The sequence below is a fragment of the Streptosporangium sp. CA-115845 genome, assembly GCF_050943795.1.
GTDB lineage: Bacteria > Actinomycetota > Actinomycetes > Streptosporangiales > Streptosporangiaceae > Streptosporangium.
Window position 1 is genome coordinate 3575884 of sequence record NZ_CP191988.1, and the last position, 17510, is coordinate 3593393.

A 17510-nucleotide genomic window follows, 5' to 3' on the forward strand; every position below is an offset into this window, starting at 1 on the left:
ATGACTTTGCAGGCGCCCAAGGGCACCTTCGACTGGCTCCCACCGCGTTCGGAGCGGGCGCTCGCGGTACGCGAGGCGCTGACCGCCCCCGCCCGCCGGGCGGGTTACGGCTACATCGAGACACCGGTCTTCGAGGACACCGCGCTGTTCGTGCGCGGCGTCGGTGAGTCGACGGACATCGTCTCCAAGGAGATGTACACCTTCGAGGACAAGGGCGGGCGCTCCATCACGCTGCGCCCGGAGGGCACCGCCTCGGTGGTGCGCGCGGTCCTCCAGCACGGCCTGCACAACGGGCAGCTTCCGGTGAAGCTCTGGTACTCGGGCAGTCAGTTCCGCTACGAGCGGGCCCAGAAGGGCCGCTACCGCCACTTCTGGCAGGTCGGCGCCGAGGCGCTGGGCTCCGAGGACCCGGCGCTCGACGCCGAGCTGATCCTGCTGGCCGTCGACGGCTACGCCGCGCTGGGGCTCACCGGGGTCCGGCTGCTGATCAACACGCTGGGTGACAGGGAGTGCCGCCCCGTCTACCGGGCCGCGCTCCAGGACTTCCTGCGCGGCCTCGACCTCGACGAGCCCACCCGGCAGCGGATCGAGATCAACCCGTTGCGCGTGCTCGACGACAAGCGCCCCGAGGTGCAGGAGCAGCTGGCCGGCGCGCCGCTGGTCGTCGACCACCTGTGCGGGGCGTGCAAGGCCTATCACGAGGAGGTCCGCTCGCTGCTGACCGCCTCCGGCGTGGCCTACACCGACGACCCCCGGCTGGTCCGCGGCCTCGACTACTACACGCGGACCACGTTCGAGTTCGTCCACGACGGGCTCGGCTCCCAGTCAGCGGTCGGCGGCGGGGGCCGCTACGACGGGCTGAGCGAGATGCTCGGCGGTCCCGCCCTGCCCAGCGTCGGCTGGGCGCTCGGCGTCGACCGTACGGTCCTGGCCATGGAGGCCGAGGGCCTGTTCGCGGGCGACGGCGAACAGGCGCGCGTACAGGTGTACGGTGTGCCGCTGGGTGAGGAGGCGCGCCGCCGGATGTTCCTTCTTGTCACCGAGTTGCGCCGGGCGGGCCTGGCCGCCGACATGTCGTTCGGCGGCAAGGGTGTCAAGGGCGCCATGAAGGGCGCCGACCGTTCGGGGGCGAGCCACGCGGTGATCCTCGGCGAGCGTGATATCGCCGCGGGGACCGCGCAGGTCAAGGACCTGGTCAGCGGAGAGCAGACCGCCGTACCACTCGCTGAGATCGTCACGACGTTGAAGGAGAGACTGGACAAATGATCCGCACGCACGAAGCGGGATCACTGCGCGAGGAGCACGCCGGGCAGCAGGTGACGCTCGCCGGATGGGTGGGACGGCGCCGCGACCACGGCGGCGTGGTCTTCATCGACCTGCGTGACGCCTCAGGCTCCGCCCAGGTGGTCTTCCGCGAGGAGGACGACGCCCACGGCCTGCGCGCCGAATACTGCGTCAAGGTCGTCGGACAGGTGCGGGTCCGCCCCGAGGGCAACGAGAACCCCGACCTGCCGACCGGTGCGATCGAGGTCGTCGCCTCCGAGGTCGAGGTGCTCAGCGAGTCCGCCCCGCTGCCGTTCCCCATTGAAGGCGCGGCCGGTATTTCAGAGGAGGCCAGGCTCAAGTACCGCTACCTCGACATCCGCCGCCATCAGGTCGCGCACGCCATGCGCACCCGTTCCAAGGCCACCTACCTCGCCCACGAGGTGATGAACGAGCACGGGTTCGTCTACGTCGAGACCCCGACGCTGACCCGTTCGACCCCCGAGGGCGCCCGCGACTTCCTCGTCCCGGTCCGGCTCCAGCCGGGCAGCTGGTACGCCCTGCCCCAGTCGCCCCAGCTGTTCAAGCAGCTTCTCCAGGTCGCCGGGCTTGAGCGCTACTACCAGCTCGCCAAGTGCTACCGCGACGAGGACCTGCGCGCCGACCGGCAGCCGGAGTTCACCCAGATCGACGTCGAGATGTCCTTCGTGGACCAGGACGACGTCATCGCCCTGGGCGAGGCGCTGATCGGGCGCATCTGGAAGGAGACGGTCGGCTACGACCTGCCGGTGCCGCTGCCCCGGATGACCTACCGCGACGCCATGGCCCGCTACGGCTCCGACAAGCCCGACCTGCGCTTCGGCCAGGAGCTCGTCGAGATGACGGAGTTCTTCGCCGACACCACCTTCCGCGTGTTCCAGGCGCCGTACGTGGGCGCGGTGGTCATGCCGGGCGGTGCCTCGCAGACCCGCAAGGAGCTGGACGGCTGGCAGGAGTGGGCCAGGTCGCGCGGCGCCAAGGGCCTGGCCTACGTGCTCGTCGGGGAGGACGGCACGCTCGGCGGGCCCGTCGCCAAGAACCTGTCGGAGACCGAGGCTGCCGGTCTGGCCGCCAAGGTGGGTGCCGAGCCCGGTGACGCGATCTTCTTCGCGGCCGGTGCGGCCTCCGCCTCCCGCGACCTGCTCGGCGCGGCCCGGCTGGAGATCGGCCGTCGCTGCGACCTGATCGACGAGTCGGTGTGGAACTTCCTGTGGATCGTCGACGCCCCCATGTTCGAGGAGGACGGCGAGGGCGGCTGGACCGCGGTGCACCACCCCTTCACCGGTCCCAAGCCCGAGTGGGCGGACAACTTCCAGGACCACCCCGGCGAGGCCCTGGCCTACGCCTACGACATGGTCTGCAACGGTATGGAGATCGGTGGCGGCTCGATCCGGATCCACCGTGCCGAGATGCAGCAGCGCGTCTTCGACGTGCTCGGCATCTCCAAGGAGGAGGCGGAGAACAAGTTCGGCTTCCTGCTGGAGGCGTTCAAGTACGGCCCGCCGCCGCACGGCGGCATCGCCTACGGCTGGGACCGGATCTGCATGCTCCTGGCGAGGGGTGACTCCATCCGTGACGTCATCGCCTTCCCGAAGACGGCCTCGGGCTTCGACCCGCTGACCGGCGCGCCCACCCCGATCACGGCGGAGCAGCGCAAGGAGGCCGGCGTCGACGGCAGGCCCAAGGCCGACGCCTGATCCGAGGTCCGCACCAGGAGTGACCGAGGGCCCCCGGAACGTCGTTCCGGGGGCCCTCGGTGTGCCCGGGGCAGGCGTGGTGGCCCCGGTGGTGCCCTCCGCGGGCCTGCCGGGCATCCTGCGCGGCCGGGTGGAGGGTGCCGGGCTTCCCCGACGGCACCGGCCCCACGTCCCTTACCCGGCCGCTCCGGCGTCCGCGCCGGTCACCGGCCACCTGGCGGCACGGGGAGCCTGGCCGGGCCGGCGTCCCGGGCGAGTCGTACGGGGGTGATACCGCGAGACGCCCCGGCGGTCGGATGACCACCGGGGCGTCTCGCGGGCGGCGGGCCGCCGCGGATCCGGCTAGGAGAGCCGTACGGTCTTGATGATCACCGGGATCTTGGGGGCGTTGGAGCCGCCGTCGCCGGTGATGTCGTCGGGGTTGGTGATCCAGCCGCCCTTGTAGATCTTTTCGAGGATCTCCATGCCCGTCGAGACGACGCCGAAGGGGGTGTAGGCCTTCTCCACCTGGTCGGTCTCGTCGGCCAGTGAGATCCAGAACTGGCTGCCGTTCTGGTTGACGGCGTCGACCGCCTGGGCCACCGCGACCGTGCCCCTGGTGTACGGGATCCCGCCGAGGTTCTCGCTGTCGTAGACGTAGCCGGAGCTGCCCTGACCGTCGGTGGGGTTCTTGCCGTCGGCCTTGGCCTGCGGGTCACCGCACTGCAGCAGGCCCAGGCCGGAGTTCTCCGGGGTGGCCAGGCGGTGGCACTTGGTGTTGTTGAAGAAGTGCTTCCTGGCCAGGAAGGCGAAGGAGTTGACCGTGCAGGGAGCCTGCGCGGTCGCCAGGTCGATCACGATGTCACCGTGGTTGGTGGTGATCGTCATGGTCTTCAACTTCAGATTGGGCTTGGTCGGCGGCCTGCCCACGTTCTTCATCGGGCTGCCGCTGGTGTCCTTGCGGTAGGAACAAGTCACGGGGGCCGGGGGGGCCGTGATGCTCGGCTCGGGCGTCGCGACGGCGTCCTCGGACGGTGTGCTGCTCGCATCGGGCGTCGCGGCGGCCTGGACCTCCTTGCCGTCACCACCGAGGAGCCTCACCCCGGCGAACAGGCCTCCCGCGACGACGACCACCGCGATGACCGCTCCGATGACGGCGTTCCGCTTCGACGTGCTCTTCTGCTCAGCACGTTTCGCCTGCCGCTCCTTATGCTCCCGAGCCAACTGGCTCTGGCGGTCCTCGGCGCTCACCGCTATGTCCTCCAGGATTACTGTTACATGACTACGGACTGGCGGAAAGCGTACCGGCCCTAAGGTGTGCTGCACGTAAGTGGCGAAATTCGCCGGATGGGGACAGAGGGGAAAGACCGGGATCTCTTCACACTCTCCATAACCCGTTCATGGTGGGATCCGTACTTGCTGATGACGAGCCACGCACCACCGGAGCGCTCCATGTTCGACGAGATCCTCGGCCTGCCCCTCCACCCCCTGGTCGTCCACGCCGCCGTGGTCCTGACCCCGCTCCTGGCGGTGCTCGCCGCCGTGTACGCGCTGCTGCCCCGTACCCGGCCCGTGCTCACCTGGGCGGTGGTCGGGCTGGCCCCGATCGTGCCGGTGAGCGTCTTCGTGGCACGGGAGAGCGGGGAGTCGCTGGAGGAGGGGCGTTTCGCCTCCGCGGGCGGGCAACTCGGTGAGCGCATAGCCGAGCACGCGAGCTTCAGCATCCCCCTGCTGCTCGTCACCCTCGCCCTCGGGGTGATGTCGCTGGCGCTCGTCCACGTCTCGCGCGGTGACCGGTTCGACCGTCGGGTGGGGGCGGCCGTCTCGGCGTTGACCGTGGTCCTGGCCGCCGTCGCGCTCTACTACGTGGTGCGGGCCGGGCACAGCGGGGCCGTCACCGTCTGGGCGAACTGAGGCGTAGCCGGGCAGCGGTACTGTCTCAGGAGTGGACAGCCTGTTCGATTCGGCGGCGGAGGAGGCCCATCGCGGCCAGGAGCCCCTGGCGGTGCGGATGCGCCCCAGGAGCCTGGACGAGGTGATCGGCCAGCGGCACCTGCTGGGCTCCGGTACGCCGCTGCGCCGCCTCGTCGAGGCCGAGGCGCCGATGTCGCTCTTCCTCTGGGGCCCGCCGGGCACCGGCAAGACCACCCTCGCCTACGTGGTGGCGGGCGTCACCGAACGCCGCTTCGTGGAGGTCTCCGCGGTGTCGGCGGGTGTCAAGGAGGTTCGCGCGGCCATCGAGCAGGCCCGGCGCGAGCTGGGCATGTCCGGTCGCCAGACCGTCCTGTTCGTCGACGAGGTGCACCGTTTCAACAAGGCGCAGCAGGACGCCCTGCTGCCCGCCGTGGAGAACCGCTGGGTCACCTTCATCGGCGCCACCACGGAGAACCCCTTCTTCTCCGTCATCTCGCCCCTGCTGTCGCGCTCGCTGCTGCTGACCCTGGAGTCGCTGTCGGAAGACGACATCCGGGTGGTGCTGGAGCGCGCCGTCGCCGACCCGCGTGGCCTGGAGGGAAGGGTGCGCCTGGCGCCCGAGGCCGCCGAGCATCTGGTGCGGCTGGCCGGCGGCGACGCCCGCAGGTCGCTCACCTACCTGGAGGCCGCCGCGCTGATCGCAGCCGACGGCGAGGTCACCGTCGAGGTGGTGGAGCGGGCGGTGGACAAGGCGGCCGTGCGCTACGACCGTCAAGGCGACCAGCACTACGACGTGATCAGCGGTTTCATCAAGAGCATGCGGGGCTCCGACGCCGACGCCGCGCTGCACTACCTCGCCCGGATGGTCGAGGCGGGCGAGGACCCCCGGTTCATCGCCCGCAGGATCGTCATCTTCGCCTCAGAGGACGTCGGCATGGCCGATCCCACCTGCCTGCAGGTCGCGGTGGCCGCGGCCCAGGCGGTGGAGTTCATCGGCCTGCCGGAGGGGCGGCTCAACCTGGCCCAGGCGGTCATCCACTGCGCGCTGGCCCCCAAGTCCAACGCGGTGATCAATGCCATCGGCGCGGCCTCCGAGGACGTGCGGCGCGGCAACATCGGCCATGTCCCCGACCATCTGCGTGACGCCCACTACCCGGGAGCCAAGAAGCTCGGCCACGGCAAGGGCTACAAGTACCCCCACGACTTCGAGCACGGCCTGGTCCGTCAGGAGTACGCGCCCGAGGAGCTCAGGGACCGGCGCTACTACCGGCCCACCCGGCACGGCGCCGAGGCGGGCTTCGCCGACCGCTGGTCCAGGATCCGCGCCTTCCTGCGCGGGGAGTGATCTGCCGTGCCGCCCGCTCGTTCCAGGGCGTGACCGCGTTCACCTCGGTTGGGCTCTCATTTCCAGGGGTGACCGGTTCGCGCAGTTGTGCGTGGACGCCTTCGGGTTCGGCCCGCGGACCGTGCGTCCCCGTACGGCGCGAAGGGCGGTCCAGGCACGGGGGCACCGTGAATCCCGGCCCTCGGGACGCGGGTCCCCCCCACAGAAGACCGGGGAAGACCGGGGAAGACCGGGCCCGGCCCGTAGGCATGGGCCGACGGCGCGCGGTAAGTGAGGATGAGTGATATCGGGCACGATAGGGTTTTGCCAATCCACCCGACCACGGCCGGGGTCACCTATGAGGGGGCGGGTCCGCACATGCTTACCGCAGGAGAGGTCGCGGGGCTGATCGTCGCGATGGCCTGGGCGATCCTGGTCTGTTTCATGGCCGTCGTCATGGTCAGGCTGGCCCGCCTGCTCACCGAGACCACCAAGATGGTCTCCCAGCTGGGCGACCGCGTCGTGCCGCTGCTGGAGGACGTGTCGGCCGCCGTCGGCGAGACCAACCGTCAGCTGGTCGCCATCGAGGCGATCACCAAGGACGTCAAGCAGGTCAGCGGGCATGTGGCCAAGGTCAGCGACGTCACCCAGAACCTGGTCACCGGGCCGCTGATCAAGGTCGCGGCCCTCACCCACGGCGTCCGCCGGGCCGTGGGTGCCCGCAGGCGCGCCAGGCCCGCCGCGCAGGCGCTGGAAAGGCGGCGGAGATGATCCGCAGGCTGTTCTACATGGGCCTGGGCGCGTTCGGCGCGCTGTGGGTCATGCGTAAGCTTCAGGCACTGCACCCGAACCACCTGGCCCGCCGGGCCGTTCGGAACGCGGGCGGGGTCCTGGAGCAGGCGCGGGATCTCGCGGAGGACGCCCTGCGCGGTGCGGCCGAGCGGGAAACCGAGTTGCGATCCAGGTTCGGGCTCGACACCCTGGAAAACCCCTATCACTCCAACGTAAAGGATGGCCGCTGACATGGAGTCGGCAGAGATCGCCCGCCGCTTCCTGCGCTTCTTCGAGGAGCGTGGGCACACCGTTGTGCCCTCGGCCAGCCTCATCGCCGAGGACCCGACGCTGCTTCTGGTCAACGCGGGCATGGTGCCCTTCAAGCCCTACTTCCTGGGCCAGCAGAAGCCGCCCTACAAGCGGGCCACCAGCGCGCAGAAGGTCGTCAGGACCCTCGACATCGACGAGGTCGGCAAGACGACCCGGCACGCCAGCTTCTTCCAGATGCTCGGAAACTTCTCCTTCGGCGACTACTTCAAGGAGCAGGCGATCCCGTTCGCCTGGGAGCTGCTGACCAGGCCCGAGTCCGAGGGCGGGTTCGGCTTCCCCGAGGACCGCCTCTGGGTCACCGTCTACCTCGACGACGACGAGGCCGCCGACATCTGGCACCGGAAGGCCGGAGTGCCGCTGGAGCGCATCCAGCGCCGTGACCTGGCGGACAACTACTGGCACATGGGCGTGCCGGGTCCTGGCGGGCCGTGCAGCGAGATCTACTACGACCGCGGTGCCGAGTACGGGCGCGAGGGCGGCCCGATCGTCGACGAGAACCGCTACCTCGAGGTGTGGAACAACGTCTTCATGCAGTTCCAGCTCGGTGCGGTCCGCAGCAAGGTGGACTTCGACATCGTCGGCGAGCTGCCGGCCAAGAGCGTCGACACGGGCATGGGCCTGGAGCGCATGGCGGCGATCCTGCAGGGCGTCGACAACATCTACGAGATCGACACCACGTACAAGATCCTTGACCGGGCCGCGGAGCTCACCAAGACGCGTTACGGCCGTGACGAGCGCGCCGACGTCTCGCTGCGGGTCGTCGCCGACCACGTCAGGACCGGCGTGATGCTCGTGGCCGACGGGGTGCTGCCCTCCAACGAGGGCCGGGGATACGTGCTCCGCCGCATCCTGCGCCGGGCCATCCGTAACCTGCGCCTGCTCGGCGCGGGCGAGGAGCGCTACATGCACGAGCTCACCGCGGTGACCGTCGATGTCATGGGCCAGCAGTACGCGGAGCTCAAGGCCGACGCCCCGCAGATCCACGGCGTCATCGACGCGGAGGAGGGGTCCTTCCTCGGCACCCTCCGCACCGGCACCGCGATCTTCGACGTGGCGGCCGAGGAGACCAAGCGCAAGGGGCGGAGCACGCTCGCGGCCGACCAGGCATTCCAGCTCCACGACACCTACGGGTTCCCGATCGACCTGACCCTGGAGATGGCCTCCGAGCAGGGGCTGCAGGTCGACGAGGAGGGCTTCCGCCGGCTGATGAAGGAGCAGCGCGACCGGGCCAAGGCCGACGCCGCCTCCAAGAAGACCGGCAACGCCGACATCTCGGTCTTCGGCCAGATCCTGGAGAAGGCCGGCAAGGTCGAGTTCCTCGGCTACGACCATGTGACGGCCGAGGCCGAGGTCGCCGGCCTCCTCGTCGACGGCGTCTCCGTCGCCGCGGCGGGCGCGGGCACGACGGTCGAGGTCGTGCTGGGCCGCACCCCGTTCTACGCCGAGGGCGGCGGCCAGCTCTCCGACCAGGGCCTCATCCGCACCGGCGGGGCCGAGGTGGAGATCGTGGACGTGCAGTCCCCGGTCGCCGGCCTCGTCGTGCACCGGGGCAAGGTCCGTACCGGGGAGATCCGGGTGGGCGAGACGGCTCAGGCCGAGATCGACGTCGAGCGGCGCCGGGCCATCTCCCGCAGCCACACCGCCACCCACCTGGTGCACCGGGGCTTCCGCAACGCGCTGGGCGAGACCGCGGCGCAGGCCGGTTCCGAGAACTCGCCGGGCCGCTTCCGCTTCGACTTCACCGCCGCGGGCGCCGTGTCGCCCAGCGTGTTGCGCGACGTCGAGGATGAGGTCAACGCGGTCCTGATCAACGACCTGCGGGTCAACGCCTTCCACACCTCCCAGGCCGAGGCCCGCGCGATGGGCGCTCTGGCCCTGTTCGGTGAGAAGTACGGCGACACCGTCCGCATCGTCGAGGTCGGTGAGTACTCCCGCGAGCTCTGCGGTGGCACCCACGTCGCCAGCTCCGGGCAGCTGGGCCTGGTCAAGGTGCTGGGTGAGGCCTCGATCGGTGCGGGGGTGCGCCGCGTGGAGGCCCTGGTCGGTCTCGACGCGTTCCGCTTCCTGGCCAGGGAGAGCGTGCTCGTCGCCCAGTTGTCGGAGCAGCTCAAGGCCCGCAGGGAAGAGCTCCCCGAACGCGTCGAGGGCATCGTCACCCGGTTGCGCTCCGCGGAGAAGGAACTGGCCACGTTGCGCTCGGCCCAGGCGCTCGCCGGTGCGGGGGAGATGGCGGGAAACGCCCGTGATCTACATGGAGTCTCCGTTGTGACGCACCGTGCGCCTGATGGAACATCTCCTGATGATCTGCGTAAACTCGCACTCGACGTGCGCGGCCGGTTCCCGAGCGACCGCGCTGCGGTCGTCGTCGTCGCCGGTGTCCCCAATGACCGGCCGGTCGTCGTGGCCGCGGTCAACGAGGTGGGACGCGATCGCGGCCTGAAGGCGGGCCGCCTGGTCGGCGTCGCCGCGAAGGCACTCGGAGGTGGCGGTGGCGGCAAGGATGACGTCGCTCAGGGAGGCGGTGTGCGTCCCGAGGCGATCGACGAGGCACTCGCGGCCGTCGAGCAGGCGATCACGCAGACGCTCACCTGATGGGGAACGACACCCTCGAGCCGCGGCCGGTACGAGGGTGGAGACAGAGATGATGAGAAACGGCATTCGGCTGGGCGTCGATGCCGGCTCGGTCCGTATCGGCGTGGCCAGAAGCGATCCCTCGGGGTTGCTTGCCACGCCGGTGGAGACCGTCCGGCGTGGCAAGGGCGACCTCGACCGGCTCGCGGAGATCGCGGCCGAGTACGAGGTCGTCGAGGTGGTGGTCGGCCTGCCGACCTCGCTCTCCGGGCGCGAGGGGCAGGCGGCGGTCGTCGCCCGTGACTTCGCGAACCGGATCGCACTCCGACTGGCGCCCGTCCCGGTGCGGATGTTCGACGAGCGGTTGACCACCGTCACCGCCCAGCAGGGACTGCGGGCCAGCGGGGTGAAGGCGAAGAACCAGCGCGGTGTGGTGGACCAGGCTGCCGCCGTCGTGCTGCTCCAGGCGGCGCTGGACGCCGAACGCGCCACCGGCAGACCTCCCGGCAGCCCTGTCACGCCACCGGGTGGAAGACCCGGTGACAGGCCCGCCGAGCGGCCTGGCGGCGGGACCGTTCGGTGAGCCGCCCGCGGCCGATATGGCTGCTGGTGGCCGGGGCGACGGTGCTCGCCGTCGCCGCCGGGACGGCGGCCGGGCTCGTCGTGGTCCGCCCCTATCTCATGCCCGCCGACTTCGAGGGGCCGGGTGCCGGCACGGTCGTCGTCGAGATCCCCGAGGGGGCGAGTGCCGGCGCGATCGGGCTGGCACTGGCCGACGCCGGAGTGGTGGCAAGTGCCAGGGCGTTCGTCAGGGCGGCGGAGGAGCAGGCCAGGACGGGCAGCCTGCACCCCGGCCACTTCAGGCTCCGCAGGGGCATGGAAGCCCGCTCGGCACTCGGCATGCTGGTGGCGCCCGAGTCGCGGATGGTGCGCAGGGTCACCGTCCCCGAGGGGCTCCGCCTGCCCGAACTGCTCGACCGGCTCGCCGAGGGCACCGGCATGCGCCGGGCCGACCTGGCCGGCGCCGCGGACGACGTGCGGGCGCTGGGCCTGCCACGGTACGCCAGGAACGCCGAGGGCTTCCTGTTCCCCGCCACCTACGAGATCGAGCCCGGCACGACCGCTCAGGACGTGCTGGTCGCGATGGTGGAACGTTACAAACAGGTCGCCGAGCACCTCGACCTCAAGGAGCGGGCCGCCAGGAAGCGGTTGACCCCGCTGGAGGCTGTCACGATGGCGAGCATCGTCCAGGCGGAGGGTGGGCGGGATCCGGACTATCCGAAGATCGCTAGAGTGATCTACAACCGGATCAGGGCAGGAACGCCACTTCAACTGGACACCACGGTGCTGTACGCGCAGAGGCGCAGGACCCTGGAGGTGTCCGAGAAGGACACCGAGGTGAGGTCTCCGTACAACACCTATCGCAGACCTGGCCTGCCCCCCGGCCCCATCGCGAACCCCGGGGAGAAGGCGTTGATCGCGGCACTTCGGCCAGATCAAGGTGATTGGTTCTGGTTTGTAACCACAGATCCGGAGCATAGAATCACGAAATTCACTGACAAAGAGAGTGAGTTTGTGAGATACCGGGAAGAGCTGAACAGATACCTCGGGAAGCGTTGATGCCCGGCGGAACACCCCCCGTTCCGCCGCATGCGGCGCCCCGGACCCGCGAACCAGACTCCCGGAACACCGGAAGATCTGGCCGGGTGCTTTCCTTCGGTTTGGCACACCCGCTTGACGCCAGGCCGTCCCTAGCGGGAGATTGGCCAGCGTCTCTATGAACGATCTCGATATGGACTTCCTGGTCGGCTCCGACGACGAAGGTCGGCCGGGCCGAAGATCTCGCGCGTCCTCAGGACGCGACTCCGGCGGCCGGCGTGGCCGGCGTAGGAAGCGCCGCCGCAACCGGGGCGGCTTCCTCGCCCCCATGCTCGCGGTCATCGTGCTGTTCGGTGGCGTCGGCGCCGCCGGCTTCTACGGCTACACATGGGTCCGCGACGTGATGACCCCGGACGACTACACCGGCCCGGGGTCCGGCAAGGTCGTCGTGGAGATCAAGGACGGCCAGAACGCCTCCGACGTCGCACAGACCCTGGAGGAGCAGGGCGTGGTGAAGAGCGTCAAGGCCTTCGTCAACGCCGTCGCCCAGGCGGGCAAGAGCTCCTCCCTGCAGCCTGGCGAATACGCCATGCGCAAGCAGATGGCGGCCGCCGAGGCTGTCAAGCTTCTCGATCCGGAGAAGCGGCTGCTGGAGAGGGTCACCCTCAAGGAGGGGTTGCGCCTGAGCGACACCCTCAAGCAGCTCGCCGAGAAGACCGGCAAGCCGCTCAGGGAGTTCCAGCAGGCGGCCAAGAACAGCAGGAAGCTCGGCCTGCCGTCCTACGCCAGGGGCAGGCTGGAGGGCTACGCCTTCCCGGCCACCTACGAGATCAGGCCCAAGATGACGCCCTCCGACATCCTGGTCGCGCTGGTCGACCGCTTCACCCAGACGGCGGACAAGGACGACCTGCAGGGTAAGGCCAAGGAACTCGGGCACACTCCGCACGAGATCATGACGATCGCCAGCATCGTCCAGGCCGAGTCCGGTACCAAAGAGGACATGGGCAAGGTGGCCCGGGTCATCTACAACCGGCTCGACGGCAATCCCCGCCGCAAGCTGGAGATGGACAGCACGGTGATGTACGGGCTGAACAAGTACGGCATCGAGTCCTCCCACAAGGATCTTGAGAGCACCTCGCCCTACAACACCTACAAGTTCGAGGGCCTGCCTCCCGGACCGATCGCCAACCCGGGAGACGACGCCATCCAGGCGGCGCTCAACCCCACCAAGGGGGACTGGGTCTGGTTCGTGACCACCTGCCCGGCACGGCAGATCACCAAGTTCGCCTCGACGGAGACGGACTTCCTCGCGCTCAAGGCCGAGTACGAGAGAAACAAGGGGAACGGATGTTGAGAGCGGCGGTCCTGGGGTCACCGATCGCCCACTCGCTCTCCCCGTACCTGCACCGCGCCGCCTACGAGGGCATGGGCCTGTACGACTGGCGGTACGAGGCGATCGAGTGCGACGAGGCCGGGCTTCCCGGCCTCCTCGACGGGCTGGACGCCGACTGGGCGGGGCTCTCGCTCACCATGCCGCTCAAGCGGGCCGTGCTGCCGCTGCTCGACACCGTCTCGGAGCTCGCGCTCCAGGTGGGTGGGGCCAACACGGTGATCCTGCGCGACGGCGCCCGGCACGGCGACAACACCGACGTGTACGGCATCGTCCGGGCGCTCGCGGAGGCGGGCGTGGCCACGCCCGCCTCCGCGACCGTCCTCGGCGGGGGCGCGACGGCCTCCTCCGCGCTGGCCGCCCTGCGCGAACTGGGGCTGGGCGAGGCGACCCTCGTGGTCCGCGACCCGGCCAGGGCGGCGGAGACCGTCGAGACGGCCGGGCGGCTGGACATGAGCCTGGCGGTGCAGACCTTCGACAAGCTCGACACCGCGCTGGGGGTCGACCTGGTCGTCTCGACCCTGCCCTCCGGCGCGGCCGACGGCTTCACCGAGTCGCTGGCGGACGTGCCAGCCCTCTTCGACGTGGTCTACGCACCCTGGCCCACCCGGACGGCGGCGGCGGTGGCCGAGCGGGGCGGGATTGTCGTCGGGGGTTTCCCGATGCTCCTGCACCAGGCGGTCCGGCAGGTCGAGATGATGACCGGCCGCGCGGACGTGCCGGTGGAGGCGATGCGCGAGGCGGGGAAGAGCGAGATCGTCAGGCGTGCCGCTCCGGCGGAATGATTCTGGGTGAGCGTGCCGTTGTGATAGAGTGACTAATCGATCGGTCCGGCGTTCCTGCTGGACGCGCAAGCGGAGGTCATCCTCCCACCTCGTCGGCCGCAAGGCTGACAGGTCAGGATCACACCGGGTAGGTTTCCGGCGAGCTTAATGGCATAAAGCCTTCGAGTTCATGTGGCCCCGCATGCGTGACGTGCGGGGCATCTTGCGTTCGACGTGCCTTCACAGGGTGCGTGTTCTGCGACTTCCCGGCACGATCGAGCATGTTGCGGTCTTTCGTAAGAAAGGCCGCGGATCGCAACCTAGGAGGCCCCATCAGCGCCGAGCCCCGCATCAATGACCGCATTCGCGTGCCCGAGGTCCGCCTCGTGGGCCCGAACGGCGAACAGGTGGGCATCGTCTCCATCGGCGATGCTTTGAAGCTGGCTCAAGAAGCCGACCTCGACCTGGTCGAGGTCGCGGCAACGGCTCGCCCGCCAGTGTGCAAGCTCATGGACTACGGCAAGTTCAAGTACGAGTCCGCGATGAAGGCACGCGAGGCGCGCCGTAACCAGGCGTACACCATCATCAAGGAGATCAAGCTCCGGCCGAAGATTGACCCGCACGACTACGAGACCAAGAAGGGTCACGTGGTGCGGTTCCTCAAGGCCGGCGACAAGGTCAAGGTCACCATCATGTTCCGTGGTCGGGAGCAGTCCCGGCCCGAGCTGGGCTTCCGGCTCCTGCAGCGACTGGCGGAGGACGTGACGGAGCTCGGCTTCGTCGAGTCCCAGCCCAAGCAGGACGGCCGAAACATGATCATGGTGATCGGCCCGCACAAGAAGAAGGCCGAGGCCAAGGCCGAGAAGGCGGCGGCCAAGGCGCGGCATGACGAGAACCCCTCGGGGGACAGGTCGCCGGCCGGCGACGAGACGCACGTCACCGACGAGGTGTCCGTCAACGGAGCGGTGGCGGCCCCGCAGGAGTAACTCGCATAGCCTGATCGTCAGGTAGTCGCGATATCACGTCGAGACCGGGTCCGGTCTCGTAGTCAGGCATGCCCTTGACTTGGGTTACCGGCCCGGGACATCGGCACGATCGAGGGAGAGACGGCTGAGATGCCGAAGATGAAGACGCACAGCGGTGCGAAGAAGCGGTTCAGGCTCACGGGTTCCGGCAAGCTTGTGCGCCGCCGCGCCAACCGTGCGCACTACAACGAGCACAAGCCGTCCACCTTGACGCGTCGTCTCAAGCCCGAGGTCGTGCTCTCCGACGCCGACTCCAAGAAGATCAAGAAGCTGCTCGCTAAGTAACCGCCCCCGGGGAGATAGATACACATGGCACGCGTGAAGCGGGCGATCAACGCCAAGAAGAAGCGCAAGGTCGTTCTCGAGCGGGCGAAGGGCTATCGGGGTCAGCGTTCCAGGCTGTACCGCAAGGCCAAGGAGCAGATGCTCCACTCGATGACGTACGCCTACCGCGACCGCAAGGACCGCAAGGGCACCTTCCGCCGTCTCTGGATCCAGCGCATCAACGCCGCTGCCCGCCAGAACGGCATCACCTACAACAGGCTCATCCAGGGCCTGCGGCTCGCCTCCATCGAGGTCGACCGCAAGATCCTCGCTGACCTCGCGGTCAACGACGCCGCCACGTTCGCGACGCTGGTCGAGGCCGCCAAGAAGGCGCTCCCGGCCGACGTGAACGCGCCGGTCGCCGGCTGAGCGAGACACTGACGACCATGCGGTCCGCAGCGATGACGCTGCGGGCCGCATTCGCATTCTTGGGGGACGGGCATGGCCGGGTCTGAGCTGACCAATATCAAGTCACCGCGGGTCAAGGCCGCGCGGAGGCTGACCAAGCGGGCCTTCAGGGACCGCGACCGCTCCTTCCTGGCGGAGGGGCCACAGGCGGTCCGTGAGGCGCTGGCGCTGGACGGCGTCGTGGTGGAGCTGTTCGCCACCGCCGAGGCCGAGCTGCGCCACGCCGACGTCATCGCCGCCGCCACCGCCGCGGGGGTGCCCCTCTTCCGGGCCAGTGGCGAGGTCATGGCCGAGCTGGCCCAGACCGTCACCCCCCAGGGACTGCTGGCGGTGTGCCGCTTCGTGCACGTGCCCCTGAACGACTCCGTCACCTCCGACGCCAGGCTGGTGGCCGTGCTCGCCCACGTCCGCGACCCGGGCAACGCGGGCACGGTGCTGCGCACCGCCGACGCCGCGGGCGCCGATTCGGTGGTCTTCACCGACGCCTCGGTCGATCCCTACAACGGCAAGTGCGTACGGGCCAGCGCGGGCAGTCTGTTCCATCTCCCGGTCACCACGGGTGTCCATGTGACCCGGGTCGTGGAGCACCTGAAGGGTTCCGGGCTGCGGGTGCTCGCCGCCGACGGCGCGGGCAAGCAGACCCTGGACGACATGGACCTGTCCGGCCCGACGGCCTGGATCTTCGGCAACGAGGCCTGGGGGCTTCCCGAGGAGATTTTGGGGTTGGCCGACGATGTCGTCCGGGTTCCGATCTACGGGCGGGCCGAGAGCCTGAACCTCGCGACCGCCGCCGCGGTCTGTCTGTACGCATCTGCCCGGTCTCAGCGCACCGGTCCCGGCGCCAGGTGACGCCCCCCGCCTCGAGGCTGCCGTACGACGCGGGAAACCCGCTATTGTCGGCCATGTAGCGTCGAGGAGGCGGGGTCGTGCACGGCGAACACACCGGCGAGCGGAGCACCGATCCCGCTTCTGTGATCGACGTCGACGAGCTTCCCGACGGCCTCGTGGTGACCGATGGAGACGGCCATGTGCTGACCGTCAACCGGGCCGCGGCCCGGTTGACCGGGGTCACCCGCGAGCAGGCCGCGGGGCGGCACCTGCGCGACGTGTTCTCCTTCCACGACCACGACGGGCGCGACTGGTGGAAGTGGCTCGACACCTACGGCGGGTTGCGCACCCGTACCCGCCAGCCCGAGCTGCCGCTGCGCACCCTCGGTGGCCAGGAGATGCTGGTGGCCGCCCGGCTGGTGCGAGAGCCCCTGCGGGGCGGCGAGGTGGTCCGGGTGGTCATCACGCTGCGTGACGCCGGAGCCCGTGCCCGCCTGGAGCGCAGCCGCGCCGACCTGGTCTCCACGGTCGCCCACGAGCTGCGCTCCCCGCTGACCAGCGTCAAGGGGTTCACCGCGACCCTGCTGGCCAAGTGGACCCGTTTCACCGACGACCAGAAGCTGGTCATGCTGGAGACGGTCAACGCCGACGCCGACCGGGTGACCAGGCTGATCACCGAGCTGCTCGACGTCTCGCGTATCGAGTCGGGGCGGCTGGAGATCCATCGCCAGGTGGTCGACATCCCGGCCAGGATCTCCAAGGTCATCGCGGGGCGGGTGGCGGCGGGTGAGCCGAACGACCGCTTCCTGCTCCAGGTGCGCGGTGAACTGCCCGAGACCTGGCTCGACCAGGACAAGATCGATCAGGTGCTTGCCAACCTGGTGGAAAACGCGGTGCGGCACGGGCGCGGTACGGTGACAATAGTTGTCGAACCGAGCGAATGGGGAGTGACCGTGTCCGTCCGTGACCAGGGAGAGGGCATCCCGCCCGAGCTGGTCACGCGCGTCTTCCGGCAGTTCTGGCGGGGCAACGCCCGCCGCCGCGGCGGCACCGGGCTCGGCCTGTTCATCGTCAAGGGGCTGATCGAGGCTCACGGTGGCACCATCTCCGTGCAGCGCGGACCCGAGGGCGGCGCCGAGTTTCGATTTATGGTGCCCACCGGCACCCCTGACTTCGCCTGAGCGTGAATGCCAGCCCGGTGGGCTTACCCGACTAGACTCGTGGCCGCTCAAGCCCTGGATTCGGAGCTCTCTCTTGTCAAACTACGACCCGGTCGAGGTG

At 69.5% G+C, this 17510-nt stretch carries 17 protein-coding genes; 16 read left to right on the top strand and 1 reads right to left on the bottom strand.

What is annotated here, in order from left to right:
- Both hisS and aspS read left to right on the top strand, forming a co-directional pair.
- Positions 1 to 1266, top strand: coding sequence for a histidine--tRNA ligase (gene hisS, locus ACQP0P_RS18425; protein ID WP_433378229.1), 1266 nt, complete (start codon positions 1 to 3; stop codon positions 1264 to 1266).
- The gene (aspS, locus tag ACQP0P_RS18430; RefSeq protein WP_433378232.1) at positions 1263 to 2999 is read left to right on the top strand and encodes an aspartate--tRNA ligase; all 1737 of its coding nucleotides are present in this window, start codon (positions 1263 to 1265) and stop codon (positions 2997 to 2999) included. Before hisS ends, aspS begins: the two co-directional genes overlap by 4 nt.
- Positions 3000 to 3341: 342 nt before the next feature.
- Here the strand turns inward: aspS and ACQP0P_RS18435 are convergent, their stop codons facing one another.
- Entirely contained in the window at positions 3342 to 4229 is an 888-nt protein-coding gene (locus ACQP0P_RS18435) for a peptidylprolyl isomerase (RefSeq protein WP_433378235.1), read from the bottom strand.
- Between the two features lie 201 nt (positions 4230 to 4430).
- Here ACQP0P_RS18435 and ACQP0P_RS18440 point away from each other — a divergent pair, with 201 nt between their 5' ends.
- The 14 genes from ACQP0P_RS18440 to ACQP0P_RS18505 all read left to right on the top strand — a co-directional run bounded on the left by ACQP0P_RS18440 (position 4431) and on the right by ACQP0P_RS18505 (position 17410).
- Entirely contained in the window at positions 4431 to 4892 is a 462-nt protein-coding gene (locus ACQP0P_RS18440) for a hypothetical protein (RefSeq protein WP_433378238.1), read from the top strand.
- Positions 4893 to 4923: 31 nt separating this feature from the next.
- A complete protein-coding gene (locus ACQP0P_RS18445; RefSeq protein WP_433378241.1) occupies positions 4924 to 6237 on the top strand; it encodes a replication-associated recombination protein A in 1314 nt (437 codons plus the stop codon).
- 303 nt (positions 6238 to 6540) lie between these two features.
- The gene (locus tag ACQP0P_RS18450; protein ID WP_433378244.1) at positions 6541 to 6987 is read left to right on the top strand and encodes a DUF948 domain-containing protein; all 447 of its coding nucleotides are present in this window, start codon (positions 6541 to 6543) and stop codon (positions 6985 to 6987) included.
- Positions 6984 to 7238 carry a hypothetical protein gene (locus tag ACQP0P_RS18455; protein WP_433378246.1) on the top strand — a complete coding sequence of 85 codons (255 nt, stop codon included), beginning with the start codon at positions 6984 to 6986 and terminating at the stop codon, positions 7236 to 7238. Before ACQP0P_RS18450 ends, ACQP0P_RS18455 begins: the two co-directional genes overlap by 4 nt.
- Before the next feature lies 1 nt (position 7239).
- Positions 7240 to 9912, top strand: coding sequence for an alanine--tRNA ligase (gene alaS / locus ACQP0P_RS18460; protein WP_433378249.1), 2673 nt, complete (start codon positions 7240 to 7242; stop codon positions 9910 to 9912).
- A 52-nt stretch (positions 9913 to 9964) separates the two neighbouring features.
- Positions 9965 to 10474: a Holliday junction resolvase RuvX gene (gene ruvX / locus ACQP0P_RS18465; RefSeq protein ID WP_433381955.1), complete on the top strand. Its 510-nt coding sequence runs from the start codon at positions 9965 to 9967 to the stop codon at positions 10472 to 10474.
- Positions 10471 to 11511 carry an endolytic transglycosylase MltG gene (gene mltG, locus ACQP0P_RS18470; RefSeq protein ID WP_433378252.1) on the top strand — a complete coding sequence of 347 codons (1041 nt, stop codon included), beginning with the start codon at positions 10471 to 10473 and terminating at the stop codon, positions 11509 to 11511. Before ruvX ends, mltG (ACQP0P_RS18470) begins: the two co-directional genes overlap by 4 nt.
- 157 nt (positions 11512 to 11668) lie before the next feature.
- Positions 11669 to 12844, top strand: a complete 1176-nt coding sequence (mltG, locus tag ACQP0P_RS18475; protein ID WP_433378255.1) for an endolytic transglycosylase MltG — start codon at positions 11669 to 11671, stop codon at positions 12842 to 12844.
- Complete coding sequence (locus ACQP0P_RS18480) at positions 12838 to 13665, top strand: shikimate dehydrogenase (RefSeq protein WP_433378258.1); 828 nt, start codon at positions 12838 to 12840, stop codon at positions 13663 to 13665. Before mltG (ACQP0P_RS18475) ends, ACQP0P_RS18480 begins: the two co-directional genes overlap by 7 nt.
- Before the next feature lie 347 nt (positions 13666 to 14012).
- Entirely contained in the window at positions 14013 to 14630 is a 618-nt protein-coding gene (gene infC / locus ACQP0P_RS18485) for a translation initiation factor IF-3 (RefSeq protein WP_433378261.1), read from the top strand.
- A 129-nt stretch (positions 14631 to 14759) separates the two neighbouring features.
- Positions 14760 to 14954, top strand: a complete 195-nt coding sequence (gene rpmI / locus ACQP0P_RS18490) for a 50S ribosomal protein L35 (RefSeq protein ID WP_030920046.1) — start codon at positions 14760 to 14762, stop codon at positions 14952 to 14954.
- 24 nt (positions 14955 to 14978) lie between these two features.
- Positions 14979 to 15362, top strand: a complete 384-nt coding sequence (gene rplT, locus ACQP0P_RS18495) for a 50S ribosomal protein L20 (protein ID WP_012892552.1) — start codon at positions 14979 to 14981, stop codon at positions 15360 to 15362.
- A 72-nt stretch (positions 15363 to 15434) separates the two neighbouring features.
- The gene (locus ACQP0P_RS18500) at positions 15435 to 16250 is read left to right on the top strand and encodes a TrmH family RNA methyltransferase (RefSeq protein ID WP_433378266.1); all 816 of its coding nucleotides are present in this window, start codon (positions 15435 to 15437) and stop codon (positions 16248 to 16250) included.
- Positions 16251 to 16327: 77 nt separating this feature from the next.
- Positions 16328 to 17410 (top strand): ATP-binding protein, encoded by a 1083-nt coding sequence (locus tag ACQP0P_RS18505; protein WP_433378269.1) that lies wholly within the window; start codon positions 16328 to 16330, stop codon positions 17408 to 17410.
- Positions 17411 to 17510: the final 100 nt, after the last annotated feature.